Source organism: Haloarcula montana (assembly GCF_035666295.1).
In the GTDB taxonomy this organism is placed as follows: domain Archaea; phylum Halobacteriota; class Halobacteria; order Halobacteriales; family Haloarculaceae; genus Haloarcula; species Haloarcula montana.
This window is the reverse complement of record NZ_CP142027.1, coordinates 1,082,556-1,101,969: the sequence shown is the minus strand read 5'-3', so window position 1 is coordinate 1,101,969 and position 19,414 is coordinate 1,082,556. Positions and strand designations below refer to the sequence as shown.

Below are 19,414 nucleotides of genomic sequence, written 5' to 3'. Positions count from 1 at the left end.
TCGCCGTCGCTCGTTTTCCTGATCCGTCGCCCGTAACCGACGGCCGTTCAAAACTCCCCCAGCGTCGACTGCTGGGCGGCCGCGAGCACGTCCTCGCAGGTCGACCACGACGAGCGCGCACACGCGGGCAGTCGCCCGTGGTCCGCGACGTAGGCCGCCAGAAACTCGCGTGTCGTGGGGTCGCTCGGGTATCCGGAGCCGACCGCGCCGTACTCGGCAGCCAGCGCCTCGACGTGGGCGTCTCGTTCGACCTTGGCGACGATCGAGGCCGCACCCACCAGCGGGTCCGTCTCGTCAGCGCCGTGTTCCGCGTCGATCGTCACGCCGGCGTCGACCCGGTCGGCCACCCGTCGGCCGAACCGCTCGGCGTCGGTGTCGCCCGCGTCGACACGTCCCGAGAGGCCGTCACGAGCGACCGCCGACAGCGCCTCCGCGTGGGCGGCGACGGTCAGCGTGTTCATGTCCGTCTCGGGGTCGTCGATGCGCTCGACGGGGATCTCGGCGACGCCGACCGCGCCGGCCCGCTCGCGGATCGTCGCTGCCAACGCCTCGCGTCGCGCCGGCGGGATGTCCTTCGAGTCGCCCACGCCGTCGGGGAGGGTCCCGGGGTCGGCACGGACCGCGGCGGCGAACATCGATCCCAATACCGGCCCCTTGCCGGCTTCGTCGACGCCGAATGGCATGGTCTGATCCTTACTGGCCGCGCGCAAAGCCGTTGTGGTCGGTCAGGGTGGTGAGTCGAGTGGTAATCCAGTGCCAACGACTTCCACGGTTGCTCCCCTCAGAGTTGACTCATCCGCTGGTCCAGTTCGTCTAGGTCATCTGTGTCGTCGCCTTTCGGTAAGACTGCGAGGGCTGTCATCGCGTCGTTTGAGATCTCGTAGATGACTCGGTAGCCACTTCTACCCACCCACTCCCGATAGAAATTGTATCGCTCCGAGCCAGTGAGATACGCCATCTGCTCTTGGGGGACTCGCCCCCACCGTAGCTGTCGCTCCCAGTCCTCGATTGCATCGAAACAGCGTCGAGCGTGGTCCGGGTTGTGTTGCTTAATCTGTTCGATGTCCTGCAGAACAGCGGGATGAATCCGAAAACTCGACGGCGCGTGTGGCATGCTTACTGGCGCTCGAAGTCGAGCTTTTCTGCCAACTCGCCGATAGAGAGAAACTCCTCGTCGTCCATCTCATCGAGGTCAGACCCACGCTCAGCGATCGCTGCCCGCTCGTCTGGAAGCATTTCAGCTTCGGTTTCAGCGGGCGTTGGATCGTCGGAATCACTCGACATACTGTACCATCTGCCGCCTATCGGTATAAATCATCGGCTGAAAGAACCCCTGTTGTCCAACGCTCAACATAGGCTCCTCTCAAGTGACTCACTCCCGAACGAACTCCTCGGTGAGGAACGGTTCGTCCTCGCCCTCCACGTCGACGACATCGAGCGCGGTGACGACGGCCTCGACGCCGAGCAGTCCCGACAGGCTCGGTGTCGTCCGGCCCTCGTCGCTGGAGACCAGTTCCTTCACGTAGAGGCCACCCTCGCCGTGGATGCGGAGGTCGGCGTGGCGTTCGTCGACCAGGTCGCCGCTCGCCTCGTACACTTGGCGGGTCCGTGTGAGGTCGGCCCGGCGGTGTGAGACCCGCTGGGGCGTCTCCTGTTCGATGGTCGTCCCCTCCAGTTCGTCAAGCGCGGCTTGCAGGTCCTCGTCGGTCACCGGCGCGTCGAACTCCACGTCCATCCGGTAGGTCTTCGAGGCGTCCAGTTCCTTGACGCGTTCGACCATCTCGTAGGTGGCCAGATGGAGATTCTCGACCTCCGCTTTCCCGTCGGCGAAGGCGTTGACATCGGCTTCGAGTTCGTCGGTGTCGACGTCACGGACTCGGGGGCTCTCGACCTCGACGACGAACGGGCGGCCGGAGTCGAGCATCAAGGCGTCGACGTCCTCGCGGCCGGCGCCGTGGAAGGTGCCCGACTCGCCGTCCATGGCGTCGACGACGACCGGTGCCGTCAGTTGCTCGACGCTCTCGTCGTAGCGGTAGCCCGTGCCGTCACAGCCCTCACAGGGCTGGCCCTGCCAGCGGCCGGTGCCGTTGCAGTCGTTGCAGGGCCACTTCGTCTGGGGGATGTCCCGCTGGAGTTTGCGGTAGCGGCCGTAGACGAACGCGGAGTTGATCTGGACGTCGACCTCGTCGGTCGCCAGGTCGATCGTGAACTGGATGTCGGGGCGGCCGAACTCGACTTCCGCGCCGGTTTGCTGGCCGATGCGTTTCCCGACCTCGCGGTTGAACTCGGTCTTGAGCGCCTCGCCGGCGTCCTCCGCCATGCCGAGGTCCTCTCGCAGGAGCGCGTCGTTCTCTTCGAGCAGTGGCGGAACGCGCGTCCCGACCTGGTAGGTCTCGAACTCGTAGCCGCGCGCGGCGGTGACGGCCTGCTCGGCCCACCAGTCGATCCGGTCGGTCTCCCGCTCGCAGACCCAGCAGTCCTCGCCGGCCTCGAACGGTTCGTCGGCGTCGAGTGCGAGTGTCACCCGCAACGAGCGGCCCCGCTCAGCGTTCGAGAGGCCGAAACTCCGGTCCGCGAACAGCCGACCCAGACAGTGGTCACACAGCGGGCCGGCGTCGACGGCCGCCCGAGCGTCCTCCAGTATGGTCATTGTCGGGGTGTGGCGGGCGGTCCGTAACTGCGTTTCGACCGCCCGCCGGGCAGCCGGCCTGTCAGCCGACGCTCAATGCCCGCCGTCGGTCGACACCTCGCCAGGACCGGGCTCGGGCGCCGTCTCGAAGGGGACAGCGCTGTCGGCCGTCCGCACCGAGATGTCACGCTTGGGGAAAGGAATCTCGATGCCGTCGGCCTGGAACCGCCGGTAGACGGCGCTGTTGAGGTGGTGGATGGCACGTGCGGTCACCGCGGGCGTAGACACCCAGCACAACAGCTCGAAGTTCAGCGCGGAGTCGCCGAACTCGCGGAACCGCACCCGTGGACTGGGCCGCTCCTGGACCAGCCCCTCCGCCTCGGCGATCGCCAGTAAAATCTCCTCGACCTCGTCGATATCGGTGCCGTAGGCGACGCCGACGGGGACCCGGATGCGGCGCTTGCGTTTCGGCGTCGACTCGTTGACGATGGCGGCGCTGTTGAGCGTCGCGTTCGGGACGGTCACGAGGATGTCGTCGCGGGTTCGGACGACTGTCGAGCGCACGGAGATGTCCTCCACACGACCGCGCTCGCCACTCTCTAAGACGACGTAGTCGCCGACGCGGTAGGTTCCATCGAGATACAGCGACAGCGAGCCGAAGAAGTTCGCCAGCGTGTCCCGCGCGGCCAGGCCGACAATGATCCCGACGATGCCGGCCGAGGCCAACAGCGGCGTGACGTCGATCCGCCAGAGGACGAGCAACAGGAAGACGCCGACGATAGAGATCACTGCGCTCCAGACGTTCTGGAGGATCGGCACCATCTGTCGGTCGATGTATTTGCTATCCGTGACTACCGTCGAGACCTTTCGGCCCAGGCGGATCAGCGTCACCATCCAGACGACGATGATCGCCGACAGCGTCCCCGCCTCCAGCGGGACCGCGATCCCCGGCGAGACCTCGTAGAAGTCCGTCGCGACGTAGGCCCCTACCAGCCCCAGCGAGAGGTACACCGCCGTGTGCAGGTTCCGGAGGACGATGTCATCGACGTCGCCGTCGATCCGAGCGGTGACCTGTCTGACGAACCGGTCACCGACTGTGTGAACGAGCGCAGCCAAGGCGAGAAAGCCGACGACGATGACGACGATGCCCTGCCAGGGGGCGAGCCCGGCGAGTAGTTCCACGACGGGACGGTCCAGTTGCATGCCGCGTCTACGCGACTGGCCTATAAATACTGATATCGTCGGAGCGGCGGAACCGAACTGGTTTTGCCGTCGGGCGTCGCCCTGCAGGACGTGAATCCGATTCTCGTTGCGATCGTCCTCGGCCTCCTCCAGGGGATCTTGGAGTGGATTCCGGTCTCCAGCGAGGGCGGGGTAGCCATCGCGTCGACGGTGCTGACGGGCGTCGACCCCGACGCCGCGACCAGGCTGGCGCTGTTCCTCCACGCCGGGACGGCCGTGGCCGCTATCGCATACTACCGCGGCGAGATTCGTGAGTTGGCCGGCGACGCCCGATCACTGTCCCGACGGCCCTTCGCCGACGAGACGGCCGACCTCTCCTTTCTCGCGCTCGCGACGCTGGCGACGGCCGTGACCGGCCTGCCGGCCTATCTACTGCTCGACGCGGCCGTCTCCGGGCTGGAAGGCGGACTCTTTCTGGCGCTGATCGGTGGCCTGCTCGTCCTGACGGGGGTGCTCCAGCGGTTCGCTGTCGCGGTGTCGCTGGGCCAGCGGGCGCGGCCGGACTGGGTGGACGCGCTCCTGGTGGGCGGGCTCCAGGGACTGGCGATACTCCCCGGTATCTCCCGGTCGGGGACGACCGTCAGCGCGCTGTTGCTCCGCGGTCACGAGGGCGAGTCCTCGCTGCGACTCTCCTTCTTGCTGTCGATCCCCGCCTCGCTAGCCGCCAACGGGTTGGTGCTCGCCACCGACGGGGTTCCGGCGATCGAACCCGCAAGCGCCGTCGTCGCGCTCGCGGTCAGCGCCGTCGTCGGCTACCTCACCGTCGGCGCGCTGGTCCGTCTGGTCCGGCGGGTCCCGTTCTGGTCGGTCTGTTTCCTGTTCGGGGGACTGGGACTCGTCGGCGGTCTCGCCGTCGCGCTGTGACCCCCAGAGTTTTCGGCAAGCGGACACGAACGCCGGGACGATGAGCGACCCTGACCCCGCGGACATCGCGCCGCTGTGGCTCTGGAAGGGGACGGCCGCGAGCGCGCTCGCTACTGTCCTCGCCGCTGCTGCCCTCCCGAACAGCCTCGACTGGCTCACGCTCGGACTCGTGGGCGTCGCCGCCGTCGGCGTCCTCGCTCTCCTGTATCGGTGGGGCCAGTACCGCGATACCGACGGCAGTGACACCGACCGTCGGGAGAAGGAGATGCGAGCCGAGGCGGGTGGGTACGGCGGCAACGGCGGCGGCTGACGGAGCCGCTTTCCCGGGCTTCGGTGTGGAACTTATATACCCTTCGGGGTCAATTTTCCGGCGATAGCGGGCATGAGTGGTGACGAACGAAAAGTAGTCGACACGTCCGGTGATTTCCGCTACGCCGTCCGGGACGGGCAGGCGGTGGACGGCCAGTGGCAATCGTGCCGGATCGTCGTCACCAACAAACGCCTCGTGTTGGCGACAAACGGGAACCGACAGGCTATCGCCCACTCGAAGATCGAGGTTCCGGACGATCCCGAGACGCTGATCCCGGACGATGTCGGCGGGTCGGTCACGCCCCTTCGCGTCGGCGACAACGTCCTGCTCGTCGACGCGGGGATCGACGACTTCGAGACGGAGTACTGCCGTGCGACACTCCAGGGGGAGGTCATCCTCGCCCGGACCCCGGCGGTCATCGGCGGCGTCGTCCAGGATGACACCGACTGGAGCAAGGCCCGGTTCTCCCTCGACGACGGCGAAGTCCGCCTCCAGTTCCCCGGTGGCGACACGACGACGTTCGACATCGAGGACGTGGGGACCATCGAGAGCAGCGAGAGCACTGTCATGGGGGATTCGAGACGCGTCATCGAGGTCGAACACACCGACCAGCAGGACCGCAGCGTCGAGACGCATTTCTCGGGGATGGCCCACCACACGAACGCGCTGGCAGTCCTGTTCACCCGCGTCGTCGAAGCCCGCGAGGACGATTACGAACTCTCCGAGATGGAGAGCCAGGTGTTGATGGCGCTGTACTCCGGGGTCTCACCGTTCGAGATGTCCGACTTCGTCGGGATCAGCCCCGACGAGGTCGAGGAGATCTACCAGCGGCTCCTGGAGATGGGCGCCGTCGACGAGGTCCGAACCCGGACGGAAGTCGCGTTGAACGCCCAGGGGCGGAACATGGCGAGTGAAGCGATGAGTGGGGAGTAGGGAGATTCCGAACGGAGTGGGGAATAGGGAGATTCCGAGAATCGCGAGGAATCTCCAATAGCGAACGGCGACGGCAGGAGCCGTGAGCAGTAGCGAGACGCCGAACGGAGTGCGGAGTCTCGAAAAGCGCAGCGGTGAGCGAAGCGACCCGCGAGCAGCGAGATTCCGAGGTCTCACAGAGATGAAGGAGGAAGCCCACGACTTCAGTCGTGGGTCACTGACCTGTTCGGTTGTTCGCTGTCGTCCAGCAGCGAGGAGACGACGAGCCGCTTGATCGCACGTCGAAGGAGACCACTGGCTGCTGGTTGCGAGATATCCAGGTCGGCGGCGACCTCACTGAGTGTTGCGTTCCGGGGCTCCTCGAAATACCCCGCCTCGACCGCGACGAGGAGTGCTTCTCGCTGGCTGTCGGTCAACCCAGCGTCGGTGCTCCCGAGGCTAGCGTACTCGTTCACGCGCAGCAGTTCGATGTCGATGTCGTTCTGTCGGGCGTACTCCCACAGGCGGTCCAGATTCGTCCGCTCGGACAGCCAGACTGTCAGGTGCCAGGCGCCACCCGCGTTCTCCATGTCGAGGATGACACCGCCCGCGGTCGAGATGACCGGTGAGAGCACCGTCGCTTCGTCCGAATACTCCACGCTGTAGATCGCCTTCCCGTCTCTGGTTTCACGAACACGCTCGAAGTCTGCGATGGTGTGATCGTTCCGCAGTCCGTCCTCGAACCGGCCGAGATCGGACGACTGCACTCGATAGAAGAACTTCCCGGAGGTCGGATCAGTTCCCGCCTCCGATACCGACCTGACAGTCGAACTGCTGTCGTGACGGACCGCTCCCGTGAGGACGATGTCGGGATGCTCGACTTCGACGACTGCTTTGATATCGGCCATTTTCTGTAGGGAAACCGTCTTCGGAGTACCCGACTTCGCGATCGGTGAGTCTCCGGACGCTCGGCGGAGACCGACACTGGAACGCGTTCGGCTGCCGTCGTATCGGTGGCCCTTCGGCGGCTTACGTCGCTCGGTTGGGTATGACCTCCGAGTACGGCGGGAGTGCTGATATACGTATGCCTCGCGCGCCGTTCGGACTACGAGTCGACTCAGAACCCGCAGGGGTGAACCGACCCTCCGGTGGACTCGTCTACGGCTATCTCGATTGGGCGACACCGTTGTCGAACAACGTCGCCCAGACCGATTCCAACCGATCGACTACGAGTGGGGCAGTGGACCCGGCGGGGAGGTAGAACTTCGGTTCGGTTGGTTCGGGGCTGTCCTGGATGGGGGTTCTCTCTGTCATACAACCGGACGAAGGGGGCCGTACCGCATCGGTGTCCGGCTTATCGGTATAAGATACTTATATACTACCGACGAGGATGCTCGTTCCTGGCCGTCCCTTCAGTCGGCCTCGGGACTCACTGCGTCCAGCGACCAGAAGAAGCCGTAGTAGGCGACGACGCCGCCGGCCAGGGCGAGGTAGTACACCCACTGGGGAGCGCCCAGGAGCACGTCGAAAATAACAGTGACGACGGTCACCCAGGTCAGAGCAAACACGAAGTCGACGACCATCCCGGAGCGGTGCTCCTGGACGTGCTCGCCGATCGTTTCGAGCAGCCCCTTGCCGGATGCCATCGGCACGATCAGTCCTCCTCGTGTTCGTCGACGACGAGCACCGGGACGTGGGTCGACCGGAGGACACGCTCGGTGACGCTCCCGAGCAGTGCCCGCCGGACACCGGATCGGCCGTGACTACCCATCACGACGAGGTCGATGTCGTTGCTGTCGGCGTAGCCGGCGATGACGTCGTGGGGGGTCCCCACGCGGACCTCTTCGTGGACCTCGACGCCGTGGTCTGCGGCGGCCGAGGCGACTGCGCCGGTCGCGTCGTCGGCGTCCTCTTTCAGTTCGGTCATCTCGCCGAAGTTCCCCTGTCTGATGCGGTCGACCTGTTCGGTACCCAGGCCGAAGTTCACGGCGTCGACGTCGACGACGTACAGTGCGTGGAGTTCGGCGCCGTATTTCGCGGCCAGATCGACCGCGTGGTCGACCGCGGCGTTCGCGGTGTCGCTTCCGTCCGTCGGAATGAGGATGTGGTCGTACATTGTTAGTCGTCCGCGGGCGTCTCGCCGCCGCTATTGGAGACGATGTCCTCCGCGCTCTGTTGCTGACCCATCGGTTCGGGGCTGTGACACTGTCGGACCATCTTCTTGGTCTCCAGTGGTGGTTCGGGGGTCACCAGCGAGACGGCAATCGTGACCAGGAACACCAGCGGGGTCCCGACGAGTGCCGCGCCGATCGGCGGGACGTACTGTGCGTAGATGGGGATGATCGCCTGTCCGGGGCCGCCGGCGATGTCGGCGAGGAAGCCGATGTAGGCCGGCAGGACGCTGTTGACGACCGAGCCGATCCACAGCAGCAGGCCGGTCGTCATGCCGGCCAGCGCACCCTGGCGGTTGGTGTTCTCCCACCACAGGCCCAGGAAGAACATCGGGAACAGCACGGTCCCGGCGAGGGAGAACGCGTAGGCGACCAGTTCGCCGATCAGCGCCGGCGGGTTGAACGCGGTGACGGTCACCAGCGCGCCGATGGCGACGATGGTCGCCCGGCCGATGAGGACCTGCTGGCGCTGGGTCGCGTCGGGGTTGATCAGCTCGGAGTAGATGTCGTGGGCGACCGCCGAGGAGGCCGTGATGAACAGCCCCGCGGTAGTCGCGATGGCCGCGGCCATCCCGCCGGCGGCGACCAGCCCGACGAACCACGTCGGGAGGTTGGCGAACTGCGCCGCGAGGACGACGATGACGTCACCCTCCGCGCCCGACATCGCCTGTTCGCCGTTGTAGACCGCGTCGGGGGAGATGTTGTTGACCGCCGCGAACAGGTCGACGCCGAAGGCGGCCATCGCGGGCGCCGCCCAGTACAGCAGCATGATGAAGAACAGTCCCGAGACAGTCGACCAGCGTGCCGTCCGCTCGTTCTGGACGGTGTAGAACCGCACCAGGACGTGTGGGAGGCCACAGGTCCCGAAGATCAGCGAGAACGCCGTCGCGACCCACAGGTAGTAGGAGTTCGACCGGAACGGCTCGGAGAACTGCCGGCTGAGTTCGCTGAACAGCGCGCCGTACTCGATCTGCGGGAGGATCGTCGAGTACCCCTGGCTGAACCCGACCACGTAGACACCGGCCATGAACGCGACGATGAGGATAACGTACTGGACGGCCATGTTCTTGGTCGCGCCCAGCATTCCCGACAGCGCGAGGTAGCCGACGGTGATCGTCATCATCACGACGATCATCGGGATGATATCGAGCCCAAAGACGTACTGGCCGACCAGGCCCATCCCGCGGGCCTGGCCCACCGAGTAGACGTACGCGATCAACAGCGTGGTAAACGCCGCCAGCGCGCGGGCCATCGGCGAGTTGAACCGATCGGCGACGAAGTCCGGCGCGGTGTACTTCCCGAACCGGCGCATCTGTGCGGCCAGGAAGATGAGCAGGACGAAGTAGCCGGTGGTCCAGCCGACGATGAAGGCCACCCCGTAGAAGCCCGAGAGGGCGACCAGCCCTGCTAGTCCGAGATAGGAGGCGGCCGACATCCAGTTCGCACCGATCGCCATCCCGTTCTCGATGTTCCCGATGCCCCGGCCGGCGACCCACATCCCCTCGGTGTCGGCTACCTTGAAGACGTAGCCGATGACGAGGAAGGAGGCCATCATCAGGAAGACGATGATCGCCGGCAGCAGTTTGAACGAGATGTCGAGCGCCTCCGCCTGGAGCGGGATCACTGTTCGACACCTCCGTCGGTGGCGGCCGCGTCGTCCGCGCCGCCGCCGGTGTCACCGCCGGTGTCGGGCGTGCTGTGGTCGATCCCGTACTTCTCGTCCAAGCTGTCCCGTTTCCGGGCGTAGATCGCCGCCAGGATCAGCGCCCCCGTCGGCGCACAGAAGGCGACGAGGAAGTAGTGCAACGGGAACCCGAGTACCGGCATCGTCTGGCTCATCGGGCCGGGTGCGATAGCGGTGAGCGTGACCGGCCCGAAGACGATCAGCGCCCAGACGACGAAACTCGTCCAGACCACCCGGAGGTGGTCCCGCATGAACGCCGTGCTCGGTTTGAGGATGTTCACCTCCTCGTCCAGGTAGTTCGTGTTCCGGTGTGCTTGTGCTGGCTGTGAGGCGGTACCGCCGTCGGTCTCGACTCTATCGTGGGTGTCGTTATCTGTCATGGGTTGTCGACTGCATGTGTGTCTGTTGTCCGTCCCGAATCCGTGTCTCAATTCGGCAGGTGTGGGGGCTCGCTCAGTCCCCGCGCACCTTCGTCGCGATATCGCTGACGACGTCGGGGTTGCGCAGCGTACTGGTGTCGCCCAGTTCCTCCCCGTTCGCGATGTCTTCGAGCAACCGCCGCATGATCTTCCCGGACCGAGTCTTCGGCAGTTCAGGCGTGAAGATGACCTGCTCGGGCCGGGCGATCGGGCCGATCGCGTCCTCGACCGCCTCGATGATCCGCTCCCGGAGTTCCTCGTCCTCGTCGGCGCCGTCCTCGGTGATGACGTAGGCGTAGACGGCCTCGCCTTTGATCTCGTGGTTCCCGCCGACGACGGCGGCCTCGGCGACCCCCTCGACGCCGACGATGGCGCTCTCGATCTCCATGGTCCCGAGGCGGTGCCCCGAGACGTTCAACACGTCGTCGACGCGACCCAGGACGGTGATGTAGCCGTCCTGGTCGATCTTGGCCCCGTCTTCGGGGAAGTACACCCAGTCTTCGGGGTCGTCGCTGTCGACGTCGGAGTACTCCCGCCAGTACTCGTCGATGAACCGCTCGTCGTTCTTGTAGAGGGTCCGGAGCATCCCGGGCCAGGGCTTGTTCACCACGAGGTAGCCGGCCTTGCCGGCCTCGACCGGGCTGCCGCTGACGTCGACGATGTCGGCGCTGAGGCCGGGTAGGGGAGGGCCGGCGGAGCCGGGTTTCATGTCCCCGACGCCGGGCAGCGTCGTCAGCATCATCCCGCCGGTCTCGGTCTGCCACCAGGTGTCGACGACCGGGCAGGACTCGTCGCCGATGTGCTTATAGTACCACTTCCAGGCCCGGGGGTTGATCGGCTCGCCGACGGTCCCCAGCAGGCGCAGGCTGGAGAGGTCGCGGCTGTCGGGGTACTCCTGGCCCCACTTCATGAACGCCCGGATCGCCGTCGGCGCCGTGTACAGCTGGGTCGCCTCGTAGTCCTCGATGATCTGCCAGAGGCGGTCCTTGTCCGGGTAGTCCGGGGTCCCCTCGTACATCATCGTCGTCGTCCCCAGCGCCAGCGGGCCGTAGATGATGTAGGAGTGGCCCGTGATCCAGCCGATGTCGGCCGAGCAGAAGTACGTGTCCTCGGGCTTGATGTCGAGGACGGCCTGGCTGGTCCAGGCGGCATACGAGAGATACCCACCCGTCGTGTGTTTGACGCCTTTGGGCTCGCCCGTCGTCCCGGAGGTGTACATCAGGAACAGCATGTCCTCGGCGTCCCGGGAGACCGGCTCGACAGTCTCGCCCTCGTGGGCACCAGCGAGTTCGTCGAAGGCGACCTGGTTGTCGGCGTAGTCGTGGTCGAAGCCGTCCCCGTCCAGCAGCCGTTCGGCGACGGCGACTGTCTGGACCTCGTGGTCGACGCCCTCCAGACCCTCGTTTGCCTTCTCTAAGTGGTCGAGCGGGTCACCGCGCCGGTAGTAGCCGTCACACGTGACCAGATACTCGGAGTCGGCGGCGTTCATCCGTGTGGCGAGCGCGTCCGCCGAGAAGCCGGCGAAGACCACCGAGTGGGGTGCCCCGATGCGGGCACAGGCCAGCATCGCGATGGGGAGCTGGGGGATCATCGGCATGTACATCGTGACGACGTCGTCCTCGCCGACTCCCTGCTCGCGCAGTGCCGCCGCGAACTCGTTGACCTCGCGGTGGAGTTCCTCGTAGGTGTAGGTGACGTTGTCCTCCTCGACGGGTTCACCGACCCACTCGATCGCGGCCTCGTCGCCGCGCTCGTCGAGATGCCGGTCGACACAGTTCGCCGAGGCGTTCAGTGACCCACCTGTGAACCACTCGTAGAAGGGGGGGTTCGAGTCGTCCAGTACCTGATCGTACGAGTCCTCCCAGTCGAGTAAGTCGGCGGCCTGTTCCCAGCAGCCGGGCCAGTTCTCCTCGAACTCGTCGTAGATACCCTCGTCGGAAATATTGGCTTGCTCGACGAACGATTCCGGCGGTTCGAAGACCGCCTGTTCCTCGAGTCGGGCCTCCAGTTGCACATCTTCTTCTGACATAGTCTATCACCAACAATACCCAGGTGGCATATAAACGGAGTAGCTAATTGTGCTAACGCGTCGCCCGGTTCAGGGCGAATCTTCGACGGGTCCATCGGTGAAGAACGCGGTCAAAACCTTCTGTTGTGCCCGTCTGAGATGGTTGTGTAGTGTCGGCGAGGAGACGTCCAGGGAGTCGGCCAACTCCTCGGCCGTCGAACCCCGCGGCCACTCGAAGTAGCCGCTGTGGAACGCCGCCCGCAGGACCGACTCCTGGCGGTCGGTCAGCCGGTCCGACAGCCGGTCGCGAAAGCCCGTCTCGCTTTCGACGGGCCGGTCCGTCTCGCGTTTGGCGGCCAGGGTCGTCTCCGGGTATGCGGCGACGACGGCGTCGACGACGGGACGCACGTCGGTGTCGCCGGGCAGTTCGGTGACCAGCGTCGCCGTGCCGTCGGCGACTGTCAGTTCCTGGACCCGCCCACCGCGTTCGATCAGCGCGAGCGCGGGCGCCTCGGTGACGACGACCTCCAGTAGGGCACCCTCGCCGTAGTCCTCGATGAGGCGTGCGTCGGAGACGTCCGCGGCGTCGGTGAGGTGTGACAGCACCGGGCCGGCCGACGCCCCCTCGACGGTGAGATAGTACAGCAACGATCCGCCGCCGACGGGGACCAGTCCGGAGAGTTCGACCGTACAGCCGAGCGCGGTCGAGAGCCCGACGGTCACCGCGTGACTGTCCGTACACTCGAAGGTCAACTCGGTCACGGTATCGGCAAGCAGAAGCCGCTTGCGCTGGACGGCTGCCAACCCGTGGCCGATCTGGGCGCCAAGCGCCGCCAGCAACTCCCGCGTGGCGTCGTCGTCGGCGTCGGTCCCGACGGCCAACACGCCGGCGACGGTGTCGCCCCGGACGATCGGGGCCGCGACGAACCCGCCGTCCTCGACGACACGCACCGTTCCGTCGTCGACGGCGGCCGTCAGCGGTGTCTCGTGGCGCTGGAGTTGCGCCGTCACGGTCTCCGGCTCGGTTCCCGCCATGGCCTGGCGTGTGAACCCGTCGCCGGTCCGTTCGGCGACCCACGCGAATTCGAAGCCCTCGGTTTCGGCGACGCGATCACAGACCGTCTGTTCGATCTCGGTCCCCGTCCCGGCGCCGACCAGCGTCTCGCCGATGTCGGCGAGGACGGCGGCGAGCCGGCGGAGCGTGGGGGATGTCTCCTCCTCGCCGGTCCCGTCGACCGCCGACAGGATAGCCGCCCGATCGGGCTCACTCACGAGCGGCTGGAGGCGATCGAGTCGCTCCCACCCGCCCAGCGCACAGACGACGTGGGGTGGGACACCGTCGGAAAGCAGCGCGGCGGCGAACCGCCAGCGAAGATCCCGGGAGGAAACGTCGGCCAGTTCCGGATGGTCCTCGGCCGCACGGGTGGCGACTTCTCCAACCAGCATCTGGAGCCGGCGAGGTGAGACATCGAACAGCGGCTCCTCCGTGTCCCGACCGTTCGATCGGGCGTACTTCCGAACGTCGTGTTCCACGTCGGCCGGCAGGTAGGTCTCGCGGGCGATCCCGTCGTCGGCCCGGACCGCGAGGAAGTACGCGTCGCCGTCCGGCTCGATGTCTCCGGTCCGGAGCCGACACATCTCGGCGGGCCGGAGCCCGACTTCGGCGCCCAACCGCACGACGAGATCGGCCCGGTGCGTGTCGGCCGCTCGACGGAGCCGCCGGTAGCCACGCCGACCGAGTACATCCGGGCTCTCTGTCATCTGTTTCGGTTATTTTGAGACAGCCGAAATAAGTCTATCGCAGCCGTCCGAATACCTTCGGAGATGTCGTCGATATCTGCTGCTTGGGCAGCAAACCTATCCGAAAGCTGTTTCGACAATCAGAAAATATCCGAAACACTGTCACCGGTTCGAAGTGGTCGTCCGCAACTCGCCGAGGATCGCCGGGTTCCGCAGGGCGCTGATGTCGCCCAGTTCCTCGTCGTTGGCGACCGCCGTCAGGAGCCGTCGCATCACTTTCCCCGAGCGGGTCTTCGGGAGGTCTGGCGTAAAGACGATCTCGCGGGGGGTCGCCATCTCGCCGATGGCGTCGGCGACGGCGGCCTCGATCTCCTCGCGCAGGTGCTCCTCGGAGCGACCGCGCTCGGGCGAGACGTAGGCGTAGATCGCCGTCCCAGTCGTCGGGTGGTCGGCGCCGACGACGGCCGCCTCGGCGACGCCGGGAACGCCGGCGACCGTCGACTCCAGTTCCATCGTCGAGAAGCGCCGCCCCGCGACGTTGATCGCGTCGTCGACCCGTCCCAGGAAGGTCAGATAGCCGTCCGCGTCCTCGACGACGCCGTCTTCGGGGTAGTAGCGCCACTTGTCGCCCCGGGTGGCCGCTTCACCCCACCGCTCGCCGACAAGCAGGGACTTCGGCATCCCGGGCCAGGGACGGGTGACGACGAGTTCGCCCGCGGTCCCCTGCTCGACCGCCTGGCCGGCGGGGTCGACGACGGCTGTCTCGACCCCGGGCAGTGGCTTGCCCGCCGACCCGGGTTTCATCTCGTCGACGCCGGGCAGCGTCGAGACGAGGATCGCGCCGGTCTCGGTCTGCCACCAGGTGTCGACGACCGGACACTCGCCGCCGCCGATGTGCTCGCGGTACCACTCCCAGGCGCGCCGGTCGATGGGTTCGCCGACGGTGCCCAGCAGGCGCAGGCTGGAGAGGTCGTGTTCGGCGGGGTACTCTTCGCCCCATTTCATGAACGCCCGGATCGCCGTCGGCGCTGTGTAGAAGACGTCGACGGCGTAGCGGTCGATCAGCTCCCAGAGCCGGTCTTTCTCGGGGTGGTCCGGTGTCCCGTTGTACAGCACCGTCGTGGTTCCCAGCGCCAGCGGGCCGTAGACGATGTATGAGTGACCGGTGATCCAGCCGATGTCGGCCGAACACCAGTAGGTGTCGTCGGGCTTGATGTCGAGGACGGCCCGGCTGGTCCAGGCGACGTGGGCGAGATATCCGCCCGTCGTGTGGTCGACGGCTTTGGGTTCGCCCGTCGTCCCCGAGGTGTAGATCCGAAAGAGGGGGTCGTCGGCCGCGCGCGGGACCGGCTCGACATCGGTCCCGCGGTGGCGCTCCAGCAGGCTGTCGTAGTCGTGGTACCCCTCGCCCAGGTGGACGTCCAGTCCCAGGCTGTCGACGACGACGACCTCGACGGCCTGCTCCACCGCGATGCGGGCGTTGTCGGCCTTGTTCTTCTGTGCGACGGCGCTGCCACGCCGGTAGTAGCCGTCACACGTGACGAGATACTCCGAGCCGGTCCGCTCCATCCGCTCGGCCAGCGCGTCAGCCGAGAAGCCCGCGAAGACGACGTTGTGGCGCACGCCCAGGCGGGCACACGCCAGCATCGCGACCGGGAGTTCGGGCACCATCGGGAGGTAGACGGTCACCACGTCGTCCTGGGTGACCCCCCGTTCGCGCAGGGCCGCCGCGAAGGCGTTGACCTCGCGGTACAGCTCCCGGTAGGTGTAGCTGCGGGACTCGCCCAGGTGGCCCTCCCAGATGAGCGCCAACTGGTTCTTGCGTTCGGGGAGGTGTCGATCCAGGCAGTTGTACGAGGCGTTGAGTCGCCCGCCCGGGAACCACTCGAAGGGCGGCTCCTCGCCGCCACGGAAGACGGCGTCGTACTCGCGGTCCCACTCCAGCAGGTCGGCGGCCGCGGCCCAGCAGTCGGGCCAATCGCCCTCGAACGCTCCCGTGATCGACGGGTCCTGGACGTTAGCCTGCTCGGTGAACCACGACGGCGGGTCCAGGGCTGGCCGTTCGGAGAGGGCCGTGTCCCGGCCCGACCCCTTACCCGGTGTCATCGGTGTAACCTTTGTGCCGTCGGGGAAAAACGTTCCTTCTAGCTACGTGTGACAGTCCCGGCAGTTGTTGTCTTTCCCCGCTCATATGCAACGATAGCACAATCTGACGGTCTGTGTGTGCATTCAGTTGCACCAAATTCATGCAACTGGGGTAAATACCCTCCAAACGTGCATGGACGACACTGAAATTGAACGCGAAGCGCCTGGCGAACTCGTCCCCTACGGGAGACGGTCGTATTTCAGACCTGACCCACTACCGCCGGCTCGCGACCTCGAACTGACGAGAGAGTTTTACGAACTCCTCGCCGATGCGACCTTCTGGCTTGGAAAGCTCAGCGGCATCAGCCTGGAACTGGATTTCCCACCCGTCCTCTACACGTCGCTCCTCCGGAAAGAAGCGATGGAATCCGCCGAGATCGAAGGCGCCGATGTCGACTACAACGCTCTTTACAGCCTCGAAACGCGACAACTCGATGAGGCTGTCGATAACGAGACGGACAGCGATACGAAAGACACACAGGAGGTTCTCAACTACGAGCAGGCGGTCGAAGACGGACTCGACACGCTTGATAACGGTGAAGCACTCTCCGTTGAACTGTTCCATGGCCTTCATGAAACGCTACTGACCGGTGTTCCCGACGATCGCGTCGACACCGACACCATCGGTCGCTACAAGACGACGCCGAACCACCTGGGCGATTTCTTTCCGCCGGTACCGAACGAGATAGATGGCCTGATGGACGCGCTGGTGACGTACTACCGGACCGGCGGGAGCTACCACACGCTCGTCGATATTGCATTGTTTCACTACCAGTTCGAAACGATCCATCCGTACGGTGATGGCAACGGACGGCTCGGTCGCCTCCTCATTACACTCCAGTTGTACGACCGTGGGCTGCTCGAACGGCCGAACCTCTATCTCAGCGAGTACTTCAATCGGAACAAGGAGGCGTACGTGGACCGGATGGGAGCTGTTCGGGCCCGTGGCGACTGGGAGGACTGGCTGTCATTTTTCATCCGTGGTGTCGCGAGACAGGCTGAGGAGTCCGTCGAGCGGACGCTCGCTCTCGACGACCTGCGGCGTCGCTACCAGGCGGAGTACGGCGGCGTCCAGTACTCGAAAAACCGCCTGGCGTGTCGCCTTTTCGAACAGCCCTACCTGACGATACAGTCGGTCGCAAACTCGCTCGATGTCGAACGGTCGACCGCCTCCCGCGCCATCGACACGCTGGTTGACGAGGGTCTCTTAGAGGAAGTGACGGGCAAGCAGCGAAACAAGGAGTACCGTGCCCGCGAGATCTTCGAGATCCTCGAACGGCCACCGCAGACGTACTGAGTGAACCGGAGGCCGTTCGCAACGCCGATGCCACGACCGATCCCCGGCGCACGATATGAATTGCTTTATCCCCAGCCCGTGAACGCCGACGGGATGTCACGCCCTGACATCGGTCCGCAGTCGTTCGACGGCGGGCCGCTGATCCCTGTCGCAACGTACGTGTTGACGGTCCTTGTCCTCTCCGCGCTCGCGCTGGTCTCCACAGGCGGGTCGCCATCCCCGCTCGCCGGGATCGCGTGGGGCGTCTTCCTCGTCGGCCTCGCGGTCGGTGCCTTCCTCGTTGAGGGGATCGAACCGCGCTCGGTCGTTCCGTCCGTCCGCTCACTCGGCGTCGCTCTCGCCGCCGTCGCCGCGCTCTGGGCGCTCTACAACGCCGTCGCGTCCGTGCTCGCGATCGGTGGCGTTCCCGGGTTCTCCGCCGGCGCGTCGCGAGTCGCGGCCCACCCGCTTCTGTATCTCGCGGCGTTCGGAAGCTCGCTGCTGTTTACCGCGATTCCCGAGGAACTCCTCTTCCGGGGGTACCTCCAGGGGAGCGTCGCCTCCCTGGTCGGCGAGCGGAGCCGTCGGGCCACCGCCGTCGGGATCAGCGTCGTGGCCGTGCTGTTCGCGCTCTTTCACCTCCCGCGGTGGTTCCTCATGTCCGGCCACGGCGTCGGTGCCGATCTGGCGATCCGCCTACTTGGACTGACCGCGGCCGGACTCGCGTTCGGACTCGTCTACGCGCTGAGCGGGAACCTCTGGCTGGTGGCGCTGTTCCACGCGACGATGAACCAGCCGCCGTTCCTCGTGACCGTCCACACCGAGGGTCCGGTCCACTTTCTGCTCCCGTTCGTTGAGTACACTGCCATCGTCGGCGCCGTATTCGTGCTCTATCGGCTGACCGGAACCGAAGGACCGCTGTTCAGTCGTCCCAGGTTTGCCTCCGCGCCGTCCGACGACTGACGGGGCGGCCGCCCTACACTTCTCCCCGGAGACGACCCGCCGCCAATTGTCGCAGGCGATACTGGCGGCGGAACTTATATTCTCGATTGTCTATAAGGGCTCAACTGAGGCAGTCACGGGGATGAGCAACACCGAGAAGAAGATCGCGGACACGCAGGGGAAATACCTACTCGCGGTGTCCCAAGGCCAGCGGCTGACCGATGCCGAGTGGCAGAACTGCCGGATCATCCTCACCACCGAACGCATCGCGCTGATGGCCGACGACAAGCGCCAGATCGCACTCGACGAGATCGATCGGATCGCCGACCGCTTCGATGTCAACCAACAGAGCGCCGGCGTCTCCGAGTACGTCGGCTTCCACGTCGGCGAGGATGTGATCCTCGTTTCCGCGTCGAACCACGCGGAGTTCGAGACGGACTTCTACCGCGCGAGCCTGAACGGCGCGGTCATCCGGGTCCAACACCCCGCACTCAAGGGTGGTGTCGTCCAGAACGCAGAGTGGACGAAAGGCCGGCTGAAAGTCAGCGACGAGGCGTTACAGGTCGCGATGGCCGACGGACAGGCCGTCACCATCGACCGGGCCGACATCGGGGATCTGTCCGTCGATGACAAGCAGATCAACGGCGAGGAACGGTCGGTCATCCAGGTCGAACACTCCGAGGAGGATATCAGCGTCGAGACGCACCTCGCCGGCGACGAGTTCTACGCGACCGTCCTCCAGGTCATGCTAGAGGAGAGCGCCGAGCAGAACCGGGCCGATCTGGACCTCTCCTCGACGGAGAAACGCGTCATCATGGCGCTGCACTCGGGCGTCTCCCCGTTCGACATCCCCAATTTCGTCGGCATCGACGTCGAAAAGACCGAGGCGATCTTCGACCGGCTCATCGAACTCGATGTCATCAGTGTCGTCCGGGAACGGACCGAGGTGAATCTGACGACGAAAGGGCGACGAGTGGCCGGCGAGCGGATGGGCGAGCAGTGACCCCGTGAGACGCTCCAGCTGACGGCACCACCCACGACACGTGCGCTCGTTCTCCCGCAGCCTGATACC

General features: G+C 65.7%; 19 protein-coding genes. 6 read left to right on the top strand and 13 right to left on the bottom strand.

Annotated features, from left to right (window positions below; genetic code table 11):
* Window positions 1-47 precede the first annotated feature (47 nt).
* The 5 genes from rnhB to VJ109_RS05645 form a co-directional block, all read right to left on the bottom strand.
* Window positions 48-683, bottom strand: coding sequence for a ribonuclease HII (rnhB, locus tag VJ109_RS05665; RefSeq protein WP_324759723.1), 636 nt, complete (start codon window positions 681-683; stop codon window positions 48-50).
* Between the two features lie 98 nt (window positions 684-781).
* A complete protein-coding gene (locus tag VJ109_RS05660; protein ID WP_324759722.1) occupies window positions 782-1,114 on the bottom strand; it encodes a type II toxin-antitoxin system RelE family toxin in 333 nt (110 codons plus the stop codon).
* A gap of 2 nt (window positions 1,115-1,116) precedes the next feature.
* A complete protein-coding gene (locus tag VJ109_RS05655) occupies window positions 1,117-1,284 on the bottom strand; it encodes a hypothetical protein (protein ID WP_324759720.1) in 168 nt (55 codons plus the stop codon).
* An 88-nt stretch (window positions 1,285-1,372) separates the two neighbouring features.
* A complete protein-coding gene (locus tag VJ109_RS05650) occupies window positions 1,373-2,650 on the bottom strand; it encodes a tRNA pseudouridine(54/55) synthase Pus10 (protein ID WP_324759718.1) in 1,278 nt (425 codons plus the stop codon).
* Window positions 2,651-2,722: 72 nt separating this feature from the next.
* Window positions 2,723-3,832 carry a mechanosensitive ion channel family protein gene (locus tag VJ109_RS05645; protein WP_324759716.1) on the bottom strand — a complete coding sequence of 370 codons (1,110 nt, stop codon included), beginning with the start codon at window positions 3,830-3,832 and terminating at the stop codon, window positions 2,723-2,725.
* Between the two features lie 90 nt (window positions 3,833-3,922).
* On the opposite strand from VJ109_RS05645, the gene VJ109_RS05640 reads away from it, so the two are divergent.
* The 3 genes from VJ109_RS05640 (at window position 3,923) to VJ109_RS05630 (ending at window position 5,978) form a co-directional block, all read left to right on the top strand.
* Complete coding sequence (locus VJ109_RS05640) at window positions 3,923-4,735, top strand: undecaprenyl-diphosphate phosphatase (RefSeq protein ID WP_324759715.1); 813 nt, start codon at window positions 3,923-3,925, stop codon at window positions 4,733-4,735.
* A 40-nt stretch (window positions 4,736-4,775) separates the two neighbouring features.
* Window positions 4,776-5,045 (top strand): hypothetical protein, encoded by a 270-nt coding sequence (locus tag VJ109_RS05635; protein WP_324759714.1) that lies wholly within the window; start codon window positions 4,776-4,778, stop codon window positions 5,043-5,045.
* Window positions 5,046-5,117: 72 nt separating this feature from the next.
* Window positions 5,118-5,978, top strand: a complete 861-nt coding sequence (locus tag VJ109_RS05630; protein ID WP_324759713.1) for a CheF family chemotaxis protein — start codon at window positions 5,118-5,120, stop codon at window positions 5,976-5,978.
* A 203-nt stretch (window positions 5,979-6,181) separates the two neighbouring features.
* Here VJ109_RS05630 and VJ109_RS05625 read toward each other — a convergent pair whose 3' ends face one another.
* From VJ109_RS05625 to acs (VJ109_RS05590), 8 genes are all read right to left on the bottom strand, one after another.
* Entirely contained in the window at window positions 6,182-6,865 is a 684-nt protein-coding gene (locus tag VJ109_RS05625; protein WP_324759712.1) for a helix-turn-helix domain-containing protein, read from the bottom strand.
* Window positions 6,866-7,369: 504 nt separating this feature from the next.
* Window positions 7,370-7,603 (bottom strand): DUF8119 family protein, encoded by a 234-nt coding sequence (locus VJ109_RS05620; RefSeq protein WP_324759710.1) that lies wholly within the window; start codon window positions 7,601-7,603, stop codon window positions 7,370-7,372.
* Between the two features lie 8 nt (window positions 7,604-7,611).
* Window positions 7,612-8,073: a universal stress protein gene (locus tag VJ109_RS05615; RefSeq protein ID WP_324759708.1), complete on the bottom strand. Its 462-nt coding sequence runs from the start codon at window positions 8,071-8,073 to the stop codon at window positions 7,612-7,614.
* Between the two features lie 2 nt (window positions 8,074-8,075).
* Window positions 8,076-9,683 carry a VC_2705 family sodium/solute symporter gene (locus tag VJ109_RS05610; protein ID WP_434737288.1) on the bottom strand — a complete coding sequence of 536 codons (1,608 nt, stop codon included), beginning with the start codon at window positions 9,681-9,683 and terminating at the stop codon, window positions 8,076-8,078.
* A 65-nt stretch (window positions 9,684-9,748) separates the two neighbouring features.
* Window positions 9,749-10,192 (bottom strand): DUF4212 domain-containing protein, encoded by a 444-nt coding sequence (locus VJ109_RS05605; protein WP_324759705.1) that lies wholly within the window; start codon window positions 10,190-10,192, stop codon window positions 9,749-9,751.
* Between the two features lie 73 nt (window positions 10,193-10,265).
* Window positions 10,266-12,260 (bottom strand): acetate--CoA ligase, encoded by a 1,995-nt coding sequence (gene acs / locus VJ109_RS05600; RefSeq protein ID WP_324759703.1) that lies wholly within the window; start codon window positions 12,258-12,260, stop codon window positions 10,266-10,268.
* Window positions 12,261-12,329: 69 nt separating this feature from the next.
* On the bottom strand, window positions 12,330-14,000 hold the full coding sequence (locus tag VJ109_RS05595) for a bacterio-opsin activator domain-containing protein (RefSeq protein ID WP_324759702.1): 1,671 nt from the start codon (window positions 13,998-14,000) through the stop codon (window positions 12,330-12,332).
* A 141-nt stretch (window positions 14,001-14,141) separates the two neighbouring features.
* Window positions 14,142-16,085, bottom strand: coding sequence for an acetate--CoA ligase (gene acs, locus VJ109_RS05590; protein ID WP_324759700.1), 1,944 nt, complete (start codon window positions 16,083-16,085; stop codon window positions 14,142-14,144).
* Between the two features lie 172 nt (window positions 16,086-16,257).
* On the opposite strand from acs (VJ109_RS05590), the gene VJ109_RS05585 reads away from it, so the two are divergent.
* The 3 genes from VJ109_RS05585 (at window position 16,258) to VJ109_RS05575 (ending at window position 19,345) form a co-directional block, all read left to right on the top strand.
* A complete protein-coding gene (locus VJ109_RS05585; RefSeq protein ID WP_324759698.1) occupies window positions 16,258-17,421 on the top strand; it encodes a Fic family protein in 1,164 nt (387 codons plus the stop codon).
* Between the two features lie 93 nt (window positions 17,422-17,514).
* Window positions 17,515-18,363, top strand: a complete 849-nt coding sequence (locus VJ109_RS05580) for a type II CAAX endopeptidase family protein (protein ID WP_324759697.1) — start codon at window positions 17,515-17,517, stop codon at window positions 18,361-18,363.
* A 121-nt stretch (window positions 18,364-18,484) separates the two neighbouring features.
* Complete coding sequence (locus VJ109_RS05575) at window positions 18,485-19,345, top strand: CheF family chemotaxis protein (protein ID WP_324759696.1); 861 nt, start codon at window positions 18,485-18,487, stop codon at window positions 19,343-19,345.
* The last annotated feature ends 69 nt before the right edge of the window (window positions 19,346-19,414 follow it).

What these genes read in the sequence shown, in the direction of transcription:
- acs (WP_324759703.1), bottom strand. Translation starts at nt 12,260, where the DNA reads ATGTCAGAAGAAGATGTGCAACTGGAGGCCCGACTCGAGGAACAGGCG.
- VJ109_RS05645 (WP_324759716.1), bottom strand. Translation starts at nt 3,832, where the DNA reads ATGCAACTGGACCGTCCCGTCGTGGAACTACTCGCCGGGCTCGCCCCC.
- rnhB (WP_324759723.1), bottom strand. Translation starts at nt 683, where the DNA reads ATGCCATTCGGCGTCGACGAAGCCGGCAAGGGGCCGGTATTGGGATCG.
- acs (WP_324759700.1), bottom strand. Translation starts at nt 16,085, where the DNA reads ATGACACCGGGTAAGGGGTCGGGCCGGGACACGGCCCTCTCCGAACGG.
- VJ109_RS05615 (WP_324759708.1), bottom strand. Translation starts at nt 8,073, where the DNA reads ATGTACGACCACATCCTCATTCCGACGGACGGAAGCGACACCGCGAAC.
- VJ109_RS05625 (WP_324759712.1), bottom strand. Translation starts at nt 6,865, where the DNA reads ATGGCCGATATCAAAGCAGTCGTCGAAGTCGAGCATCCCGACATCGTC.
- VJ109_RS05575 (WP_324759696.1), top strand. Translation starts at nt 18,485, where the DNA reads ATGAGCAACACCGAGAAGAAGATCGCGGACACGCAGGGGAAATACCTA.
- VJ109_RS05650 (WP_324759718.1), bottom strand. Translation starts at nt 2,650, where the DNA reads ATGACCATACTGGAGGACGCTCGGGCGGCCGTCGACGCCGGCCCGCTG.
- VJ109_RS05655 (WP_324759720.1), bottom strand. Translation starts at nt 1,284, where the DNA reads ATGTCGAGTGATTCCGACGATCCAACGCCCGCTGAAACCGAAGCTGAA.
- VJ109_RS05580 (WP_324759697.1), top strand. Translation starts at nt 17,515, where the DNA reads ATGTCACGCCCTGACATCGGTCCGCAGTCGTTCGACGGCGGGCCGCTG.
- VJ109_RS05605 (WP_324759705.1), bottom strand. Translation starts at nt 10,192, where the DNA reads ATGACAGATAACGACACCCACGATAGAGTCGAGACCGACGGCGGTACC.
- VJ109_RS05620 (WP_324759710.1), bottom strand. Translation starts at nt 7,603, where the DNA reads ATGGCATCCGGCAAGGGGCTGCTCGAAACGATCGGCGAGCACGTCCAG.
- VJ109_RS05585 (WP_324759698.1), top strand. Translation starts at nt 16,258, where the DNA reads ATGGACGACACTGAAATTGAACGCGAAGCGCCTGGCGAACTCGTCCCC.
- VJ109_RS05630 (WP_324759713.1), top strand. Translation starts at nt 5,118, where the DNA reads ATGAGTGGTGACGAACGAAAAGTAGTCGACACGTCCGGTGATTTCCGC.
- VJ109_RS05595 (WP_324759702.1), bottom strand. Translation starts at nt 14,000, where the DNA reads ATGACAGAGAGCCCGGATGTACTCGGTCGGCGTGGCTACCGGCGGCTC.
- VJ109_RS05635 (WP_324759714.1), top strand. Translation starts at nt 4,776, where the DNA reads ATGAGCGACCCTGACCCCGCGGACATCGCGCCGCTGTGGCTCTGGAAG.
- VJ109_RS05660 (WP_324759722.1), bottom strand. Translation starts at nt 1,114, where the DNA reads ATGCCACACGCGCCGTCGAGTTTTCGGATTCATCCCGCTGTTCTGCAG.
- VJ109_RS05610 (WP_434737288.1), bottom strand. Translation starts at nt 9,683, where the DNA reads ATGATGGCCTCCTTCCTCGTCATCGGCTACGTCTTCAAGGTAGCCGAC.